The organism is Nostoc sp., from assembly GCF_036917555.1.
Lineage (GTDB): Bacteria > Cyanobacteriota > Cyanobacteriia > Cyanobacteriales > Nostocaceae > Nostoc.
Map to the genome: position 1 here is coordinate 1 of NZ_JBALDD010000014.1, position 15,844 is coordinate 15,844.

The following is a 15,844-nucleotide window of genomic DNA, read 5'->3' on the forward strand; positions in this document are numbered from 1 at the left end:
GAAGTTTTATCTCCTTCCACCACAGATTATGACCAACTCAGTAAATTTCGGATGTATCGCTCAATTCAGAGTTTTGGCGAATATTTATTAGTCGAGCAGGATGAACCTTTTGTGGAACGCTATAGTAAACAAGACAAAGGTTGGTTGCTCAGTGATTTTAGCGGCTTAGAGCTATCTATTCCTTTGGATTCAGTTGCGATCACATTATCGATGGCAGAAATTTATAGCGGCGTTGTTTTTGAGTAAATAAGCCTAGTTGAATATGTTGTGCTTTGTGAGAATGCAGGCTAAGGGAAAGGTGCGATCTCAGGTTATCCGGCTATAAACTTACGATGAGAACCTTGAAAAGATTGTAGTGCATCCATGCCATCACAAAGCAATACAACAGAATCTGATCTAGGTGATATGTGTTTGACCTCCTGCTTTTGCAGTAAAAAAATCGAGATAAACTCGTTGATTTCAGATTTTGTAGTTCCTGGCTGAAAAAACGCTAAGAAAAAAGAATACGATCTCAAATGAACCGCACGAAGAATTTTTTTGCGGCCATCATCTGATATAAACTGTGCAAAACCAATTCTATGAAGATCCGGTTCCCAGCGCAATGGTTTGTCATCTGGTAATTCCATTTCCTTAAGTTCCGATACCGAGAGTAAGCCAGGAGGTACAATTTGTAGAAAGAGCTCGAATTCAACTACAGGACTAGAGGCATTAAGTATGTATGGAACTAGCGGTGGATATACAAAATTATCAAATTTGTGTATTCGTGCAGAATTGTAACATAGCTTTAAAAGCCATCGACATAGTAAATCATAATTGTATGAGAAATTTACGAACTCTCCACGCTCATGAATGCGAAAAAAATATTTATCCCATAAAGCACATATATAAGCATCAAGTTGAGACAATACACCATTGTTGCAAACATTACAAACATCTCTAAGTTTGGGTTCAGTCTCAACTACTTTATCCAATCGGGAAAGCCAGAAAAAGTGCTGCTTATCTCCTCTCGACTTCTGGAGTCGTTGATGCAAAGAACGTGCCCAAAGATGTTCCTTGGTAAGCTTTGTATCTGTACAAGCACAGTATGCACATGGCTGTTTAGATTTCATTGTAAATAGAGAAACTAGTAAGCTAACTCTCTCAATATAACGCCCACGAAAAATGTATTTATTATTTCATTCATACGCAGCTATTCCCAATCTTCGTACTTCAAGCCATCAATATGGCTAAATTCACGGATGTTGTGGGTGACAAGAGTGAGGTCATTTGCTAAAGCGATCGCAGCAATTAACAAATCATTTGCTCCAATTGGAGTTCCCAACGCATTAAGGTGAGCGCGAATATTTCCAGCTATTTTTGCAGCTTGACGACCCAATGGTAAATCAGCAAACTCAGCAAATAAATTTTCTATATGAGTAAGGTTTCTATTAACGTTTGCGCTTTTGTAAGCTCCGTAATACAGTTTGCTATAAACAACTGTACAAATGTAAATTTCTCTAGAAGGAATTAATAGAGTTTTTTGAGTAACAGGTGAACTTGGTGAATTTAGAATTTGGATACACGCATTTGTATCTAGGAGGTAGGCCATTGAATCTCCTCCCGTTCCTCAAAGGGAAGCTGTTCTGGACGTTTAAGCGGATCACCTTCTCAACTACCTATTACTTCTTCAACAAATTTACGAGAGTATCCTAGTTCTGATGGCGTTTTGTTTGGAGACTGTGAGGATTTTTGTATGACAGGTTGAAAGACAATAACTACATCTAATTCTTGGTTAGCAATTTCAGGCGGAAGCTGGATTTGCAAAATTCCATCATTACCTATATATGTTCTAATCTTAATGCTTTCCATAACTGACCTCCAAGCTTATTATATTATCAGTATTTGAGCAAGTTTAACTTTGTTTATAAACCATTTCCATCCTCAACTTCTCAATCTCCAATCTCAACTTATCATTTTCCATTCTCAACTTAGCATTCTCTTCCCTAATCAACTCAATTTCATTCCTCTTACTCAAAGCCTGATTAATTGCCAACTTCCGCATATCTAACGAAAACCAACGCTGATAAGTTTGTGTATGAACTTGCACACTATGCCCCAAATTATCCGCCGCTGCTTTGATTGGTATCCCCAAAATATGCGCCCGAATTGCCCAAGCATGGCGTAAATCGTATGGTTTAAAATCTAATTCTATCTTACGGAACCACCAACTAACTCGTTGTGTTAATGCGGTTATCTCCGCATGATTAGTATTATCTTTTTTAGCGATCGCACTCCTCAACATCTCTAAATATTTAGGATTTATCAAATCAAAATCCTCAATCCATTGCCTATATAATGGCAATGCTTGTCTCTCACCAGTCTTACAATCCTTATGAACTTTCCATGTCAAATCTATATTTTCTGCACTCAACCACCAATCAAGATCGGGATTAATAAAAAGTTCCCGTGGACGTAAACCAAAAACGGCTAACATTCCATACGTCCAGCGCCAAAGTTGCCAACTATCTTGAACATTTTGATTAACTTGATTACCTCTGTTATTTTGATAATCTTCAAACTTGATAATTCCCTCAGATATTTCCGCATCGTTCGGTATATTTCGGGAATTATTCTCCGGCATCTTGGAATATTTAGATAAATCAATTTCGATATTGAATGTCACACAAAAGGCTGCGATCGCTCTAGCTGCATTATACTTAGCCCATTCTTTCTCGATTTGTTCAATTGAACTTATCAGATTTTCAGCATTTGCCAAATCTTTAGAATTCGTAAACCGTTTTGTTCGGGAAAAGTAATAAAAAAAAGTATGTTCGCTTTTAGTTGTGCGTTTATGAGTTTTAAAATACTCTTCTTCAAAATTTTCGAGTAATTCTCCTATGGTTTGAAAATCTTTTCTAATTGCTTCATTTCCTAAATATTTATCATTCCATTCAAACGTTTTACGAGCAATTAACTTCCCTAATTCATAAGCTTCTTCCTCAGCCGTCTTTAATCCATCCAAATTAGCGGGAATATTCAAACTGAGATTGTATTGCTTTCTCCCAGTACCGTTGCTATCTTTGTCTACTGGTTTAATTGGTAACGTCGCTCGTAATTGCAAACTTCCATTTGATTCTCTAATTGTCACCTTTGCCTTTGCAGACTTCAAACGCAGATTAACTTTTTCTAAATCCAGTAGTACTTTCGTTCTCATGTATTCTTTTTGCTGCTGTGCTTGCAGAGATGAGCAAAAAAACGGGCGATTTTTTAATCGCCTTGGCTCAGGACAACATTTAGATGATGCCTGAGTCCTGAACCTAATTATGCATCGCTGTGTTTTTAGCCTATATTTAGCCTAAAAATAAATGTGTTATCGGCGAACAATGTTTATCTCTGACACTGTTTACTGCAAACATTAGGCTACTGAAAAGAATTAAACCATAAAAAGGATTACTCCGGTCCTTATCACGGTTACGATGGCTTCGCCATCTTCGCACGCGACATGGACTTGGCACTCAACAGCCCAACCTGGGGATTAATTGGTGCTCCTTGGAATGAAAAAGCTAACGCTAAGAAGGCTGTAGCTAAAGCTGAAGCTGAAGCTAAAGTTGAAGCTAAAGCTGCCGTCTAAGGAAATGGGAGCTAGATAAGTAAGGATAACCTGGGGCTAAAACCCCAGTGGGGAGTTGGGAATCCAAAATTCAAAACTGAAAAATTAAAATTTCTTTTGATTTTTGCATTTTGAATTTTGAATCATATTCCCATCTCCCACCCCCGCCTCAAATCCTTATTTTTCAATCAGTAAAAGAATTCAGTAAGCTTGGAGATCCAAAAATGCCTCAGAATCCAGAAAAAATTCAAGACCACGTAGAGTTATTCCACCAACCGGAGTACCAACAACTATTCAAAAACAAAAAGGAATTTGAAAACGGTCACGAAGCCGAAGAAGTACAACGGGTTGCAGAGTGGACAAAGGGTTGGGATTATCGTGAAAAGAACTTCGCTCGTGAAGCTTTAACCGTTAACCCTGCTAAAGGTTGCCAACCATTGGGAGCAATCTTTGCTGCTGTTGGTTTTGAAGGCACTCTACCTTTTGTTCAAGGTTCTCAAGGTTGCGTTGCTTACTTCCGCACCCACTTAACCCGTCACTACAAAGAACCATTCTCTGGTGTGTCTTCTTCAATGACTGAAGATGCAGCCGTGTTTGGTGGTCTGCAAAACATGATTGACGGCTTGGCGAACTCTTACCAACTCTACAAGCCCAAGATGATCGCTGTCTGCACCACCTGTATGGCAGAAGTAATTGGTGATGACTTACAGTCTTTCATCAACAACGCCAAGGAAGCTGGTTCAGTTCCTCAAGATTTCCCAGTACCCTACGCTCACACCCCTAGCTTTGTTGGCTCCCACATCACTGGTTACGACAACATGATGAAGGGAATTCTTTCTAACCTGACAGCAGGTCATAAGAAAGAAACCAGCAACGGTAAGATCAACTTCATCCCAGGTTTTGACACCTACGTAGGCAACAACCGGGAAATTAAGCGGATTGCTTCCCTGTTCGGCTTAGACTACACTATTCTAGCTGACAACAGCGACTACCTGGATTCACCAAACACAGGTGAGTTCAATATGTATCCAGGTGGAACAAAGATAGAAGATGCAGAAGATTCAATTAATGCTAAAGCTACAATTGCTCTGCAATCATACTCCACCCTCAAAACCCGTGAGTACATCGAAAAAGAGTGGAAGCAACCAACCGCAGTTTGCCGTCCTTGGGGTATTAAGGGTACTGATGAATTCTTAATGAAACTCAGCGAACTGAGTGGTATACCTATTCCCGAACAATTGGAAATTGAACGCGGTCAGGCAGTTGATGCCATGACTGACTCCCACTCATGGATTCACGGCAAGCGCTTCGCTATCTACGGCGAACCAGATTTAGTATACAGCGTAGTTGGCTTTATGCTAGAAATGGGTGCTGAACCTGTGCATATCTTGGTTAACAACAGCAACGAAGTATTTGAAGCAGATATGAAAGAACTGCTTGCTTCTAGCCCCTTTGGTAAGAATGCAACTGTTTGGGGTGGTAAAGACTTGTGGCACATGCGTTCTTTGTTGTTCACCGAACCAGTAGACTTCCTGGTTGGTAACACTTACGGTAAGTACCTGTGGCGTGACACCAAGATTCCCCTCGTGAGAATCGGCTACCCGATCATGGATCGTCACCACCTACACCGCTACTCCACCATTGGTTACCAAGGTCTGATCAACCTTCTCAACTGGACTGTAAATACCCTGTTTGAAGAAATCGATCGCAACACCAACATTCCTTCTAAGACAGATATTTCTTACGACTTGATTCGTTAGAAATTGCGTAGAAACACAACGTGTTAATTAAGGGCGGGAAATAATTCGTAATTCGTAATTCGTAATTATGAATTATTTTCCCCTTTTTCTTTCTAGCATTTACCCAAGGTATCTATAAATGGAAACCATCAATCACACTCACGAACATACTCACACTCATCCTCATCCTCATCCTAATTACCATCCACCTAACCAGAAAAAACCAGGGTGGTTCAACAATCATCTTAATCCGTTGCGCCGTGTAGTGGATGGAATTCAGGTTAAAAATAATCGCATCGCTCATCTAATTTGCCAAACAATTCCTTGTTGTTGTCCCTTTGAGCGACAAATTAAATTATTTGGGAAGTCTATTGATATCCCACCACTATGTAAACTCAATCCTTTATATGACGAATTTGTAGGATTGCGTTTCCGCGCTCTATCTTACCTTACTGATGTATGTGGAGAGGATGTCACAAAATACATTTGCTAATTATTGGGCATTGGTTATTAGTCATTGGTAATTCACGAATGACAAAGGACAAATGACTAATGACAATTAACAATTAAGTACGAGAAGAGAGATGAAAATCACCCAAGGCAAAATCAACGAGCTGCTGACTGAGACAGGATGCGAGCATAATCAGCACAAACAATCCGAAAAGAAAAACAAGTCATGCGCCCAACAGGCACAACCTGGCGCGGCTCAAGGGGGCTGCGCTTTTGATGGTGCAATGATTTCCCTAGTGCCGATCACAGATGCTGCTCATTTAGTCCACGGGCCGATCGCCTGTGCTGGTAATTCCTGGGGCAGTCGTGGTAGTCTTTCGTCTGGCCCGCAACTCTACAAAATGGGCTTTACCACTGACTTGGGTGAAAATGATGTCATCTTCGGTGGCGAAAAGAAACTCTACAAAGCGATTCTAGAACTCAAAGAGCGCTACCAACCAGCAGCAGTATTCGTCTATGCCACTTGCGTTACAGCCTTAATTGGCGATGATATGGATGCTGTCTGCAAAGCTGCGGCTGAGAAAATTGGTATTCCTGTTGTTCCCGTCATTGCCCCAGGATTCATTGGCAGCAAAAATCTCGGCAACCGTTTTGGCGGTGAATCTTTGTTGGAATATGTTGTCGGCACAGCAGAACCGGAACATACAACGCCCTATGATATTAACTTAATCGGTGAATACAATATCGCCGGGGAAATGTGGGGAGTAACACCACTGTTAGAAAAATTAGGCATCCGTATTTTGTCTAAAATTACGGGCGATGCTCGCTACGATGAAATTCGCTACGCCCACCGTGCCAAGCTCAACGTCATGATCTGCTCACGAGCGCTACTCAACATGGCAAGAAAGATGGAGGAGCGTTACAACATCCCTTACATTGAAGAGTCTTTCTACGGCATCGATGATATGAATCGCTGTCTGCGAAATATCGCTGCTAAATTAGGCGACGCTGATTTACAGGAGCGGACAGAAAAGTTAATTGCCGAAGAAACGGCTGCTTTAGATTTGGCACTGGCTCCTTATCGCGCTCGACTCAAAGGTAAGCGGGTTGTTTTATATACTGGTGGTGTCAAGAGTTGGTCGATTATCTCGGCGGCTAGGGATTTAGGCATTGAAGTTGTTGCTACCAGTACTCGCAAAAGCACTGAAGAAGATAAAGCCAAAATCAAGAAGTTGCTCGGCAACGATGGCATCATGCTAGAGAAAGGCAACGCTAAGGAATTGCTACAAGTGGTTAAAGACACTCGTGCAGATATGCTGATTGCTGGTGGACGTAACCAATACACCGCTTTGAAAGCTCGAATTCCTTTCCTTGATATCAACCAAGAACGCCACCATCCTTATGCAGGTTATGTAGGAATGATTGAGATGGCACGGGAACTATACGAAGCTCTGTATAGCCCGATTTGGGAACAAATACGCAAACCCGCTCCTTGGGACGAGGAGGTAGTTTAATGGTGTCTGTATCCTCGTTCCCAGACTCAGGCTGGGAAGGCATTCTGGGAGGGCTGCTGCCCTTCTTTTTAAAGCAGATGAGGCAGAGCCTCACTGTCAGCATTCCCCGGCAGAGCCAGGGAACGAGAAAGTCCGCCCTGTGGAATGAAGAGGTAGTTTAATGGCGATCGTTACTGTTTCTAACAAAGCACTGACAGTTAATCCCCTCAAGCAAAGTCAAGCTTTGGGTGCAACCTTAGCCTTTTTGGGATTGAAAGGGACGATGCCTTTATTCCACGGTGCTCAAGGTTGTACTGCTTTCGCCAAAGTTGTCCTGGTGCGGCATTTCCGGGAAGCGATTCCCCTTGCTACCACAGCAATGACGGAAGTCACTACTATTTTGGGTGGTGAAGAGAATGTAGAACAAGCAATTCTGACTTTGGTAGAAAAAGCTAACCCAGAAATTATTGGTTTATGTAGTACTGGGTTGACTGAAACCAGAGGAGATGACATCGAGGGTTTTCTCAAAGAAATCCGCGATCGCCACCCTGAATTGAATGATTTAGCGATCGTTTTTGCACCTACCCCAGATTTTAAAGGGGCGTTGCAAGATGGCTTTGCCGTTGCTGTAGAAAGCATAGTTCAGGAAATTCCTTGTGTGGGTGGACTCAGAACTGAACAAGTCACAATTTTGGCAGGTTCTGCTTTCACACCTGGGGATGTACAGGAAATCAAAGAGATAGTCACATCCTTTGGATTAGTGCCGATAGTTGTACCTGACCTTGGCGCTTCTCTAGATGGACATTTAGAGGATAGTTATAGTGCAGTTACAGTTAGTGGGACTACCTTAAAACAGTTAAGAGAAGTAGGTAGTTCTGCTTTCACCCTGGCATTGGGTGAAAGTATGCGGGGGGCTGCAAAGATTCTGGAAGAACGCTTTGGCACACCTTATGAGGTGTTTGGCCAACTGACGGGATTAGAACCAGTAGATGAATTTATCCAAGCATTGGCGATTCTGAGCGGTAACAGCGTACCTGAAAAATACCGCCGCCAACGTCGTCAGTTGCAAGATGCGATGCTGGATACCCACTTTTACTTCGGTGCAAAACGAGTTTCCCTAGCGCTGGAACCAGATTTGCTGTGGTCAACAGTGCATTTTTTGCAATCGATGGGAGCGCAGATTCATGCGGTGGTGACAACCACGCGATCGCACTTACTAGAACAACTCCCGGTAAAAAGCATCACCATCGGCGATTTGGAAGACTTTGAGAGCTTATGCGCTGGATCTGATTTGCTAATTGGTAACTCAAATGTCGGTGCGATCGCAAAACGGCTCTCAGTTCCTCTTTATCGTCTAGGATTGCCCATTTATGACCGTTTAGGTAATGGTCAATTTACCAAAGTTGGCTATCGAGGCACGATGGAACTTGTGTTTGGCATCGGCAACCTGTTTTTAGAGGCAGAAGAAGCCAGAGTTAAGCAGTTCCAAGAGTTCGGAATTGTAAGTGCAGAGTTTTGAATTCTTCTTCAAGAATTCAGGAGTCAGAATTTAGAATGCTTTTGTTCTTTGTGTCCTACCCTTCTTCTTCAAAGACGCTACGCAAACGGGAAGCCACTTCTCTACGATGACGCTCCACGAACGTGTCTATGCGCCCTTTGCGGTTCGTTTCTCATATACTTTGGCGCATCTCCAAACAGAATTGGTATAAATATGCAGATTTAATTCTGCCAGTCGAACTCTAATTACTCCTCAATTCTGACTCCTGAATTCCTTCTTATCAATTCAAAACTCAAAACTTTAGAGAGGAGAATTACGATGAAAATTGCCTTCACGACAAGTGACCGAGTTCATATTAATGCCCACTTCGGATGGGCAAAAATGATTGATGTTTACGAAATTTCTAATGAGGGATATCACTTCGTAGAAACCCTCAATTTTGAAGGCGAACTCAAGGAAGATGGGAATGAAGACAAAATCACCCCAAAACTTGAGTCAATAGGCGACTGTACGATTATTTACGTAACAGCAATTGGTGGTAGCGCTGCCGCTCGGTTAATCAAGAAAGGTGTCACCCCAGTGAAGGCGCGATCGGAAGAAGAAGAAATTAGCGAAGTGCTAAATAAGCTAGTGAAAACCCTCAAAGGTAATCCTCCACCTTGGTTGCGTAAAGCTTTACAGCCGAAATCCACAAATTTTGCTGATGAAGTTGAAGATGAGGCAACAGTATGACTGCAAATAATAGTGTTAACGGAACTGCTACAACTGAAGTCTTGAACTCACCTTTTCTGAAGGTATTAATCAAACAAATCCGTGGTCAAGACAGCTATGGAGTTTATCGTACTTGGTCGGATGAGTTGATTCTTAAACCCTTTCTTGTCACCAAACAAAAAAAACGGGAAATCTCCATTGAGGGCGAAGTCGATCCGATAACTCAAGCCCGGATTATGGCATTTTTTCGAGCTGTAGCTGCTGGGATTGAACAAGAAACAGGTTTGATATCCCAGGTTGTAGTTGATTTGAGCCATGAAGGATTTGGCTGGGCGTTAGTTTTTTCTGGTCGTCTTTTGCTAGCTGTGAAAACCTTGCGAGATGCTCATCGTTTTGGCTTTGACTCGCTAGAAAAATTGGCAGAAGAGGGAGAAAACTACGTCAAAAAAGGCCTTGATTTGGCGAAACGCTTTCCTGAAGTTGGCAAACTTTAAGAGTCCTGAAAAAGGAGTGGCTGATTGTGCAAGCAGAAGAAACGAGTATTGAGGAACTACAAGGGCAAATCAGACGCCTCAATAGCAAAGCGGGTCAAATGAAAATGGATCTGCATGATTTAGCTGAAGGTTTGCCAACAGATTACACACAACTTATGGATGTTGCCGCCGCAACTTATGAAATCTATCGCCAGTTAGATGAACTTAAGCAACATCTGAAACAATTGGAGAATACTAAATGACTGGAACTATTGATGAATTCAAGAAACTCGTAGATGCAGAAGAATTTTTTCAATTCTTTAATATGTCCTACGATTTAGAAGTTGTGAATGTAAATCGCCTACATATTCTGAAAAAGTTTTCTCAATACATTCAGGAAGTTGATGATAATTCTCCTGACTTGAGTCCAGAAGAGAAATTAAATCAATATTCTTTGGCTTTGCAAAAAGCTTATCAGGTATTTATCGAATCAACACCCCACGAACAAAAGCTGTTCAAAGTGTTTAACGACAAGCCGAAAAATGTAGTCACACTGACAGAAATCACTTCTGATTAGGAGGTATAAATTGGTTAACCTGACGCCTACCGAATTAGAACGCTATCGTCGCCAAATGATGCTTCCAAATTTTGGCGAAACAGCACAGAAGCGCCTGAAGTCAGCGACAGTTCTGGTTACAGGTGTGGGGGGATTAGGCGGTACGGCGGCGCTTTACTTAGCAGTAGCAGGCGTTGGGCGGCTAATCTTAGTCCGGGGTGGTGACTTGCGGCTAGATGATATGAATCGTCAGGTTCTCATGACTGATGATTGGGTAGGTAAGCCAAGGGTATTCAAAGCTAAAGAAACTCTGGATGCGATTAATCCTGATGTCCAAGTGGAAACTGTTCATGATTACATCACCCCGGAAAATGTAGATTCGTTAGTGCAATCTGCTGATATGGCTCTTGATTGCGCCCACAATTTTACAGAGCGCAATTTGTTAAATGAAGCCTGTGTGCGATCGCGTAAGCCAATGGTAGAAGCCGCAATGAATGGGATGGAGGCTTACCTGACAACGATTATTCCTGGTGTGACTCCTTGCTTATCTTGTTTGTTTCCAGAGAAGCCTGATTGGGATCAGCGCGGCTTTTCAGTTCTAGGCGCTGTCTCTGGAACCCTAGCTTGTCTAACAGCTTTGGAAGCTATCAAGCTGATCACCGGGTTTAGTCAGCCTCTATTATCGCAATTGCTGACAATCGACTTAAATCGGATGGAATTTGCTAAACGCCGTTCTTACCGCGATCGCTCTTGTCCAGTATGCGGTAATAGTGCGCCTTGGAGACACGCTCAATCCAATTCGATGGAAGCCACAGGTATTGCACAAAATAGTTGATTTTCGTCAGGAGCCATTAGTGAATAACAAAGGACAACTGACAAAAGACAACCCCACCTGAAATCAGAACAACTAATCGCTACAAATCAGGAGACCTGATGACCGTTACTTTATCAGAAAAAGCAGAATTTCATCTGCAGGCATTGCTCGGAGGTTCTGCACCCAACGCTAATGGCGCAACTAAAGGTGTCCGCATCTCAGTAAAAGATGGTGGTTGCAGTGGCCATGAATATGCAATGGATATCACCAGCAAGCCCCAACCAGATGATTTGGTAAGCCAGCAAGGCAAAGTGCTGGTTTACGTTGATGCCAAAAGTGCGTCGTTATTAGAAGGAATTGTGGTTGACTTCGTTGAGGGAGTGATGGAAAGCGGTTTTAAGTTCACCAACCCCAATGCAACTGATAAATGCGGTGGTTGTGGAAAGTCCCTCAAAGCAGGCGACAGTAAGCCTACTGGGGTACCTTGTAGCTAACATCATTCCGTTAGCGCCAAGTCAATTGTAGAGGCTTCCCATAGACGCACTCCGCGCAGTTTTTCATAGATGCTTGAGGTGGCTTCTAGTTCGCGTTGCATCCCTTACTCCTATTGAGAAGCCGACTAAGTGTAGCATCTCCGTAAGTAGAAGGGAAGCAAAAAGTAGGATAGGTTGTTCAAAAACTTCGGAAATTACACCAACTGTATAACGTTTGAGGAGAATCGGTAAATGGCTTCCTACCAAGTTAGATTAATCAACAAAAAAGAAGACCTCGACGCCATAATTGAAGTTGACGAAGAAACCACCATCTTAGAAGCAGCAGAAGAAAATGGGATTGAGTTGCCCTTTTCATGTCATGCAGGCTCTTGTTCTAGCTGTGTTGGTAAAGTTGTCGAAGGTGAAGTTAATCAAGACGATCAAAACTTTTTAGATGACGATCAGGTTTCTAAAGGATACGCTCTACTTTGTGTAACTTATCCTCGTTCTAATTGCACAATTAAGACACATCAAGAAGCATATCTGGTCTAAATTAGACTTTGGTTGCTGCCTTTAGCGACCAAATAAAACATGAAGGATGAAGGATGAAAATATACTTCCTTCTTCCTTTCACAATTCCTAATTTATAATTTAAATGTTTACCCACTTTAGTGTTGCTGGCTGTTCATTAGAATTATTGAGAACGGGAGAGCGAGGAATCGTGATTTTCTGTAAAACTCAGGATGAAACAATATTGAAAAAACTTATATCAATGGGAATAGTAACAGGAACTCATATCACGTTAAAACAATATTTTTCCACTTTGATTATCAATATTGAGAATATAGATTTTGTATTAGATTTAGAAAGTGTCCGAGCAATTTATATTCGCATTATTGATAATTACATTAATTAGCATTTATATGTAGCCTTACTTAATTATTACTAAAAAATAAAATAGCCGAATTTTTAAATAAGCCGGGTATCGATGATTTTCAATTCTTAAAAATCTAATATGATTGCTGTAATTACGCTTGACAAAATTATTGCACTCTTTTAGTCACTAAATTATATAAATAAGTGCAATTTGATATAAAAAATAGAGTGGCTTGTAAAGGAAGCCTACTCTATTTTTTAATCAACAGCAATTATCACATCTGATGATTTAATCACAGCATAAGCCTGCTTACCTTCTGCAAGTGATAGCTTTTCTGCTGATGATTTTGTGATGATTGACACTAGCTCTACTCCTGGCACTAGTTCTAAAGTTATCTCAGTATTAACTGAACCATGTACAACTTTTTTGACAGTGCCCTTAAGAGAATTACGAGCGCTAATTTCCATGTTTTTAATTTGCTAAATTTACTATTTATACTTTATTAATTTAGCAAGTTTTAATTTCAAACCTAGTTTTATTTAAGATATCTTAATAATTTTCAAATAATTTTCATTTACTTAATACTAGTATCTCTGCTTGATGAGAATGACAAAAATGGGTAGGGCGGTCATTTCCTACAAAAAATAAGATAAAAATTTAAAAAAAATAACTATTGATAGATATTATCATCAATTCAATATAGCTATTTAATTATGTATAAATACTGGGGCTAAAAAATATTTATATATTTATAATAACTAAACTAAAAAGAGGTTCATATTGTGCAGGATCGAGTTAATACAACAAGGCAAAATCTATTTTTTGAACACTTAAGTCCAGGTGTAGGTGTAGGATTTCCTGTTCCTAAAGACTGGTTGCCAATAACAAGTTTTCCTTTACTAATCATAGCAGGTATGACTGGCGTAGGAAAAAGCACAATCACAAAAGCTTTGGTTGAAGAAGGCTTGGATTTCACACTTTTACCTAATCGTCGTATTTTAACTGAACGCATAATAATTGCACCAATGTTAAAAATGCAAGAAAAACTCATGCAACCCCATTGCCGGATTAAACGCCTAACTTATACTCGCCTTTATCGAGAATACTTCCCTGGTGGAATGGGTCACATTTTAGCTTCGCTACACATCAATCCACAAGAAGTCAACTCTATGTTAGTTTTCGATAGTTTACGTGGTGAAAATGAGGTTTGCTATGCAGCTAAAGCTTTAAAAAATGCTAAATTTGTAATGTTGACTGCACCAAATACAGTGCGTTTAGAAAGACTTTTGAAACGTCATGATTCTTTTGATTGGATTGCTAGTCAAGGGTTAGATGATAATAGGCAAACTGTCCCAGAAGCACTGACCAACTTTGCTAGTTTGGGCGTACCAGAGGCTTCTGTTTATTTTACTCCTAAAGAAGAACAAGAAATCTTAGAACTTGTAGGTAAACAAGTTATCACAGATGTAGAATTGCGAGACAAACTAAAAATATTTGTCGAAGAGAGTCAGAACTATGATTCGGTTTCTACGAAACAGATTTTAGAAGCGATGGATACAAGCGATCGCTCTCTTATAATTGATACCATAGCCAGTCCCCAAGAATCAGCCAAAGCAATTATTTCTCGATTATACAAATCTGTTAATATAAAAACTAACAAGTAAATATCTTTAGTAAGAATTAGCACAAGGCTTGCTCAATGTCGCTATCTGAATTTGCAATTGTAGAAAGTACTCTCCGTGAAGGTGAACAATTTGTCAAAGCCAATTTTTCTTCAGATGATAAAGTCGAAATTGCTGAAGCCCTTGCTGCATTTGGAGTGGAATATATAGAGTTAACGTCACCAATTGCTTCACCTCAGTCTAGACAAGACTGTGAACGATTGGCTCAGTTAGGCTTGCCATCCAAAATATTAACTCACATTCGCTGTCACTTAGAAGATGCTAAAGTTGCTTTAGGAACAGGCGTAGCTGGGATTAATTTAACTATTGGTAGTTCTTCTTTAATGCGTCAGTTCAGTCATGGTAGAAATATTAATCAAATTATTGATTTAACAACTGAAGTTTTAACTTTTATTCATCAACAAGCCCCCGATATTGAGTTACGGTTTTCGGCTGAGGATTCGTCACGTACTTCTATAGGAGATTTAATCACAATTTATTCAGCAATTGATAAATTAGGATTTGTCAAACGCATAGGAATTGCTGATACAGTGGGAATTATTACGCCAATGCAAGTATTTGAATTAGTGAAGATTTTGCGACAGTTCACTAATTTAGATATTGAGTTTCACGGTCATAATGATACAGAATGTGCAAATGCTAACAGTTATACAGCACTGGAAGCGGGAGCAACTCATATTGACACTTGTGTTCTGGGCATTGGTGAACGCAATGGTATTACCTCACTAGCTGGATTCATCGCTAGGTTATATGCTACAAATCCAGAGCAGATTAAGTCTAAATATCACTTAGATCAACTTGGTTACTTGCATGAATTAGTTGCGAGGAAAGTTGGAATTTCTATTCCTTTTAACCACTGTGTTTTTGGAGAAAGTGCTTTTAGTCATAAAGCTGGTATTCATACTAAGGCTATGCTTAATAACTCTGAGACTTATGAAGCTATTGATCCCCGCAGTTTTGGTGTAACGCGCTCAATTTTAATTAATCATAAATTGGCTGGAAAACAGGCGGTTAATCACCGAGCTAATGAATTAGGACTTTCATTTAATTTATCCCAGCTTAAAGATATTACCTATAGGTTGAAAACTTTAGCTGATAAACAAAGTCTTACTATCGAAGATGTAGACAATATTTTATATTCTTATCATTGCCAGTAAATTTAAAAATCTACACTCTTACTGCTTAGATTCCTGGCTTATTAAATAAGTTAGGGATTCAAATCTACCTTTATGACATATCTGCTATTAATCTCTTTTATCAAACAAAAGTGTAAAAATTACTACTTTTATATTATTTTTCAAGCTTTTTTAAGAAAAATATCTGGCGATCTTTATAAATGATTCATAATTTAAACTTATAAAACTGATAGCATATATGTAAGTTTAAATAATTTAGATATAGCGGTTTTCACTTGAGTGAGAGACAATCAAATGTACTATAGAGATCAAAGAAGTAAAATTTGTCACTAATGAAAGCATACTCCATAGAT

General features: G+C 40.1%; 19 protein-coding genes and 2 pseudogenes. 16 read left to right on the forward strand and 5 right to left on the reverse strand.

Annotation, left to right across the window (positions count from 1 at the left end; genetic code table 11):
• Positions 1-246: Uma2 family endonuclease (locus tag V7K60_RS05055; RefSeq protein ID WP_334923463.1), on the forward strand; the 246-nt coding region annotated here is incomplete at its 5' end.
• 65 nt (positions 247-311) lie between these two features.
• Here the strand turns inward: V7K60_RS05055 and V7K60_RS05060 are convergent.
• The 4 genes and pseudogenes from V7K60_RS05060 to V7K60_RS05075 form a co-directional block, all read right to left on the reverse strand.
• Entirely contained in the window at positions 312-1,109 is a 798-nt protein-coding gene (locus V7K60_RS05060) for a hypothetical protein (protein ID WP_334923464.1), read from the reverse strand.
• 80 nt (positions 1,110-1,189) lie between these two features.
• Positions 1,190-1,588 (reverse strand): type II toxin-antitoxin system VapC family toxin, encoded by a 399-nt coding sequence (locus tag V7K60_RS05065; RefSeq protein ID WP_334923466.1) that lies wholly within the window; start codon positions 1,586-1,588, stop codon positions 1,190-1,192.
• A 59-nt stretch (positions 1,589-1,647) separates the two neighbouring features.
• Positions 1,648-1,848, reverse strand: a complete 201-nt coding sequence (locus V7K60_RS05070) for a hypothetical protein (protein WP_334923468.1) — start codon at positions 1,846-1,848, stop codon at positions 1,648-1,650.
• A 43-nt stretch (positions 1,849-1,891) separates the two neighbouring features.
• Positions 1,892-3,235, reverse strand: a pseudogene (locus V7K60_RS05075) (site-specific integrase); the annotation flags it as partial.
• Positions 3,236-3,418: 183 nt separating this feature from the next.
• Between V7K60_RS05075 and V7K60_RS05080 the strand changes: the two are divergent.
• The 13 genes and pseudogenes from V7K60_RS05080 to V7K60_RS05140 form a co-directional block, all read left to right on the forward strand.
• Positions 3,419-3,610, forward strand: a pseudogene (locus tag V7K60_RS05080) (hypothetical protein); the annotation flags it as partial.
• A 203-nt stretch (positions 3,611-3,813) separates the two neighbouring features.
• Entirely contained in the window at positions 3,814-5,349 is a 1,536-nt protein-coding gene (gene nifK / locus V7K60_RS05085; protein WP_334923470.1) for a nitrogenase molybdenum-iron protein subunit beta, read from the forward strand.
• 118 nt (positions 5,350-5,467) lie between these two features.
• A complete protein-coding gene (locus V7K60_RS05090; protein ID WP_334923471.1) occupies positions 5,468-5,821 on the forward strand; it encodes a Mo-dependent nitrogenase C-terminal domain-containing protein in 354 nt (117 codons plus the stop codon).
• 91 nt (positions 5,822-5,912) lie between these two features.
• Positions 5,913-7,292 carry a nitrogenase iron-molybdenum cofactor biosynthesis protein NifE gene (gene nifE / locus V7K60_RS05095; RefSeq protein ID WP_334923473.1) on the forward strand — a complete coding sequence of 460 codons (1,380 nt, stop codon included), beginning with the start codon at positions 5,913-5,915 and terminating at the stop codon, positions 7,290-7,292.
• 160 nt (positions 7,293-7,452) lie between these two features.
• Positions 7,453-8,790: a nitrogenase iron-molybdenum cofactor biosynthesis protein NifN gene (gene nifN, locus V7K60_RS05100; RefSeq protein ID WP_334923475.1), complete on the forward strand. Its 1,338-nt coding sequence runs from the start codon at positions 7,453-7,455 to the stop codon at positions 8,788-8,790.
• A 297-nt stretch (positions 8,791-9,087) separates the two neighbouring features.
• Positions 9,088-9,501 carry a nitrogen fixation protein NifX gene (gene nifX / locus V7K60_RS05105; protein WP_334923477.1) on the forward strand — a complete coding sequence of 138 codons (414 nt, stop codon included), beginning with the start codon at positions 9,088-9,090 and terminating at the stop codon, positions 9,499-9,501.
• Positions 9,498-9,974: a NifX-associated nitrogen fixation protein gene (locus V7K60_RS05110; protein WP_334923479.1), complete on the forward strand. Its 477-nt coding sequence runs from the start codon at positions 9,498-9,500 to the stop codon at positions 9,972-9,974. Before nifX ends, V7K60_RS05110 begins: the two co-directional genes overlap by 4 nt.
• 26 nt (positions 9,975-10,000) lie before the next feature.
• Positions 10,001-10,216, forward strand: a complete 216-nt coding sequence (locus V7K60_RS05115; protein ID WP_334923481.1) for a CCE_0567 family metalloprotein — start codon at positions 10,001-10,003, stop codon at positions 10,214-10,216.
• Positions 10,213-10,530 carry a nitrogenase-stabilizing/protective protein NifW gene (nifW, locus tag V7K60_RS05120; protein WP_334923483.1) on the forward strand — a complete coding sequence of 106 codons (318 nt, stop codon included), beginning with the start codon at positions 10,213-10,215 and terminating at the stop codon, positions 10,528-10,530. Before V7K60_RS05115 ends, nifW begins: the two co-directional genes overlap by 4 nt.
• Positions 10,531-10,540: 10 nt before the next feature.
• Positions 10,541-11,344: a HesA/MoeB/ThiF family protein gene (locus tag V7K60_RS05125; protein WP_334923485.1), complete on the forward strand. Its 804-nt coding sequence runs from the start codon at positions 10,541-10,543 to the stop codon at positions 11,342-11,344.
• A 98-nt stretch (positions 11,345-11,442) separates the two neighbouring features.
• Entirely contained in the window at positions 11,443-11,817 is a 375-nt protein-coding gene (locus V7K60_RS05130) for an iron-sulfur cluster assembly accessory protein (protein ID WP_334923487.1), read from the forward strand.
• A gap of 231 nt (positions 11,818-12,048) precedes the next feature.
• On the forward strand, positions 12,049-12,348 hold the full coding sequence (locus V7K60_RS05135; protein WP_334923489.1) for a 2Fe-2S iron-sulfur cluster-binding protein: 300 nt from the start codon (positions 12,049-12,051) through the stop codon (positions 12,346-12,348).
• A gap of 103 nt (positions 12,349-12,451) precedes the next feature.
• Complete coding sequence (locus tag V7K60_RS05140; RefSeq protein ID WP_334923491.1) at positions 12,452-12,712, forward strand: FeoA family protein; 261 nt, start codon at positions 12,452-12,454, stop codon at positions 12,710-12,712.
• A gap of 218 nt (positions 12,713-12,930) precedes the next feature.
• Here the strand turns inward: V7K60_RS05140 and V7K60_RS05145 are convergent, their stop codons facing one another.
• Positions 12,931-13,140 carry a TOBE domain-containing protein gene (locus V7K60_RS05145; protein WP_334923493.1) on the reverse strand — a complete coding sequence of 70 codons (210 nt, stop codon included), beginning with the start codon at positions 13,138-13,140 and terminating at the stop codon, positions 12,931-12,933.
• A gap of 315 nt (positions 13,141-13,455) precedes the next feature.
• On the opposite strand from V7K60_RS05145, the gene V7K60_RS05150 reads away from it, so the two are divergent.
• Positions 13,456-14,337: an AAA family ATPase gene (locus V7K60_RS05150; RefSeq protein WP_334923495.1), complete on the forward strand. Its 882-nt coding sequence runs from the start codon at positions 13,456-13,458 to the stop codon at positions 14,335-14,337.
• A 35-nt stretch (positions 14,338-14,372) separates the two neighbouring features.
• A complete protein-coding gene (locus V7K60_RS05155; protein WP_334923496.1) occupies positions 14,373-15,512 on the forward strand; it encodes a homocitrate synthase in 1,140 nt (379 codons plus the stop codon).
• Positions 15,513-15,844: the final 332 nt, after the last annotated feature.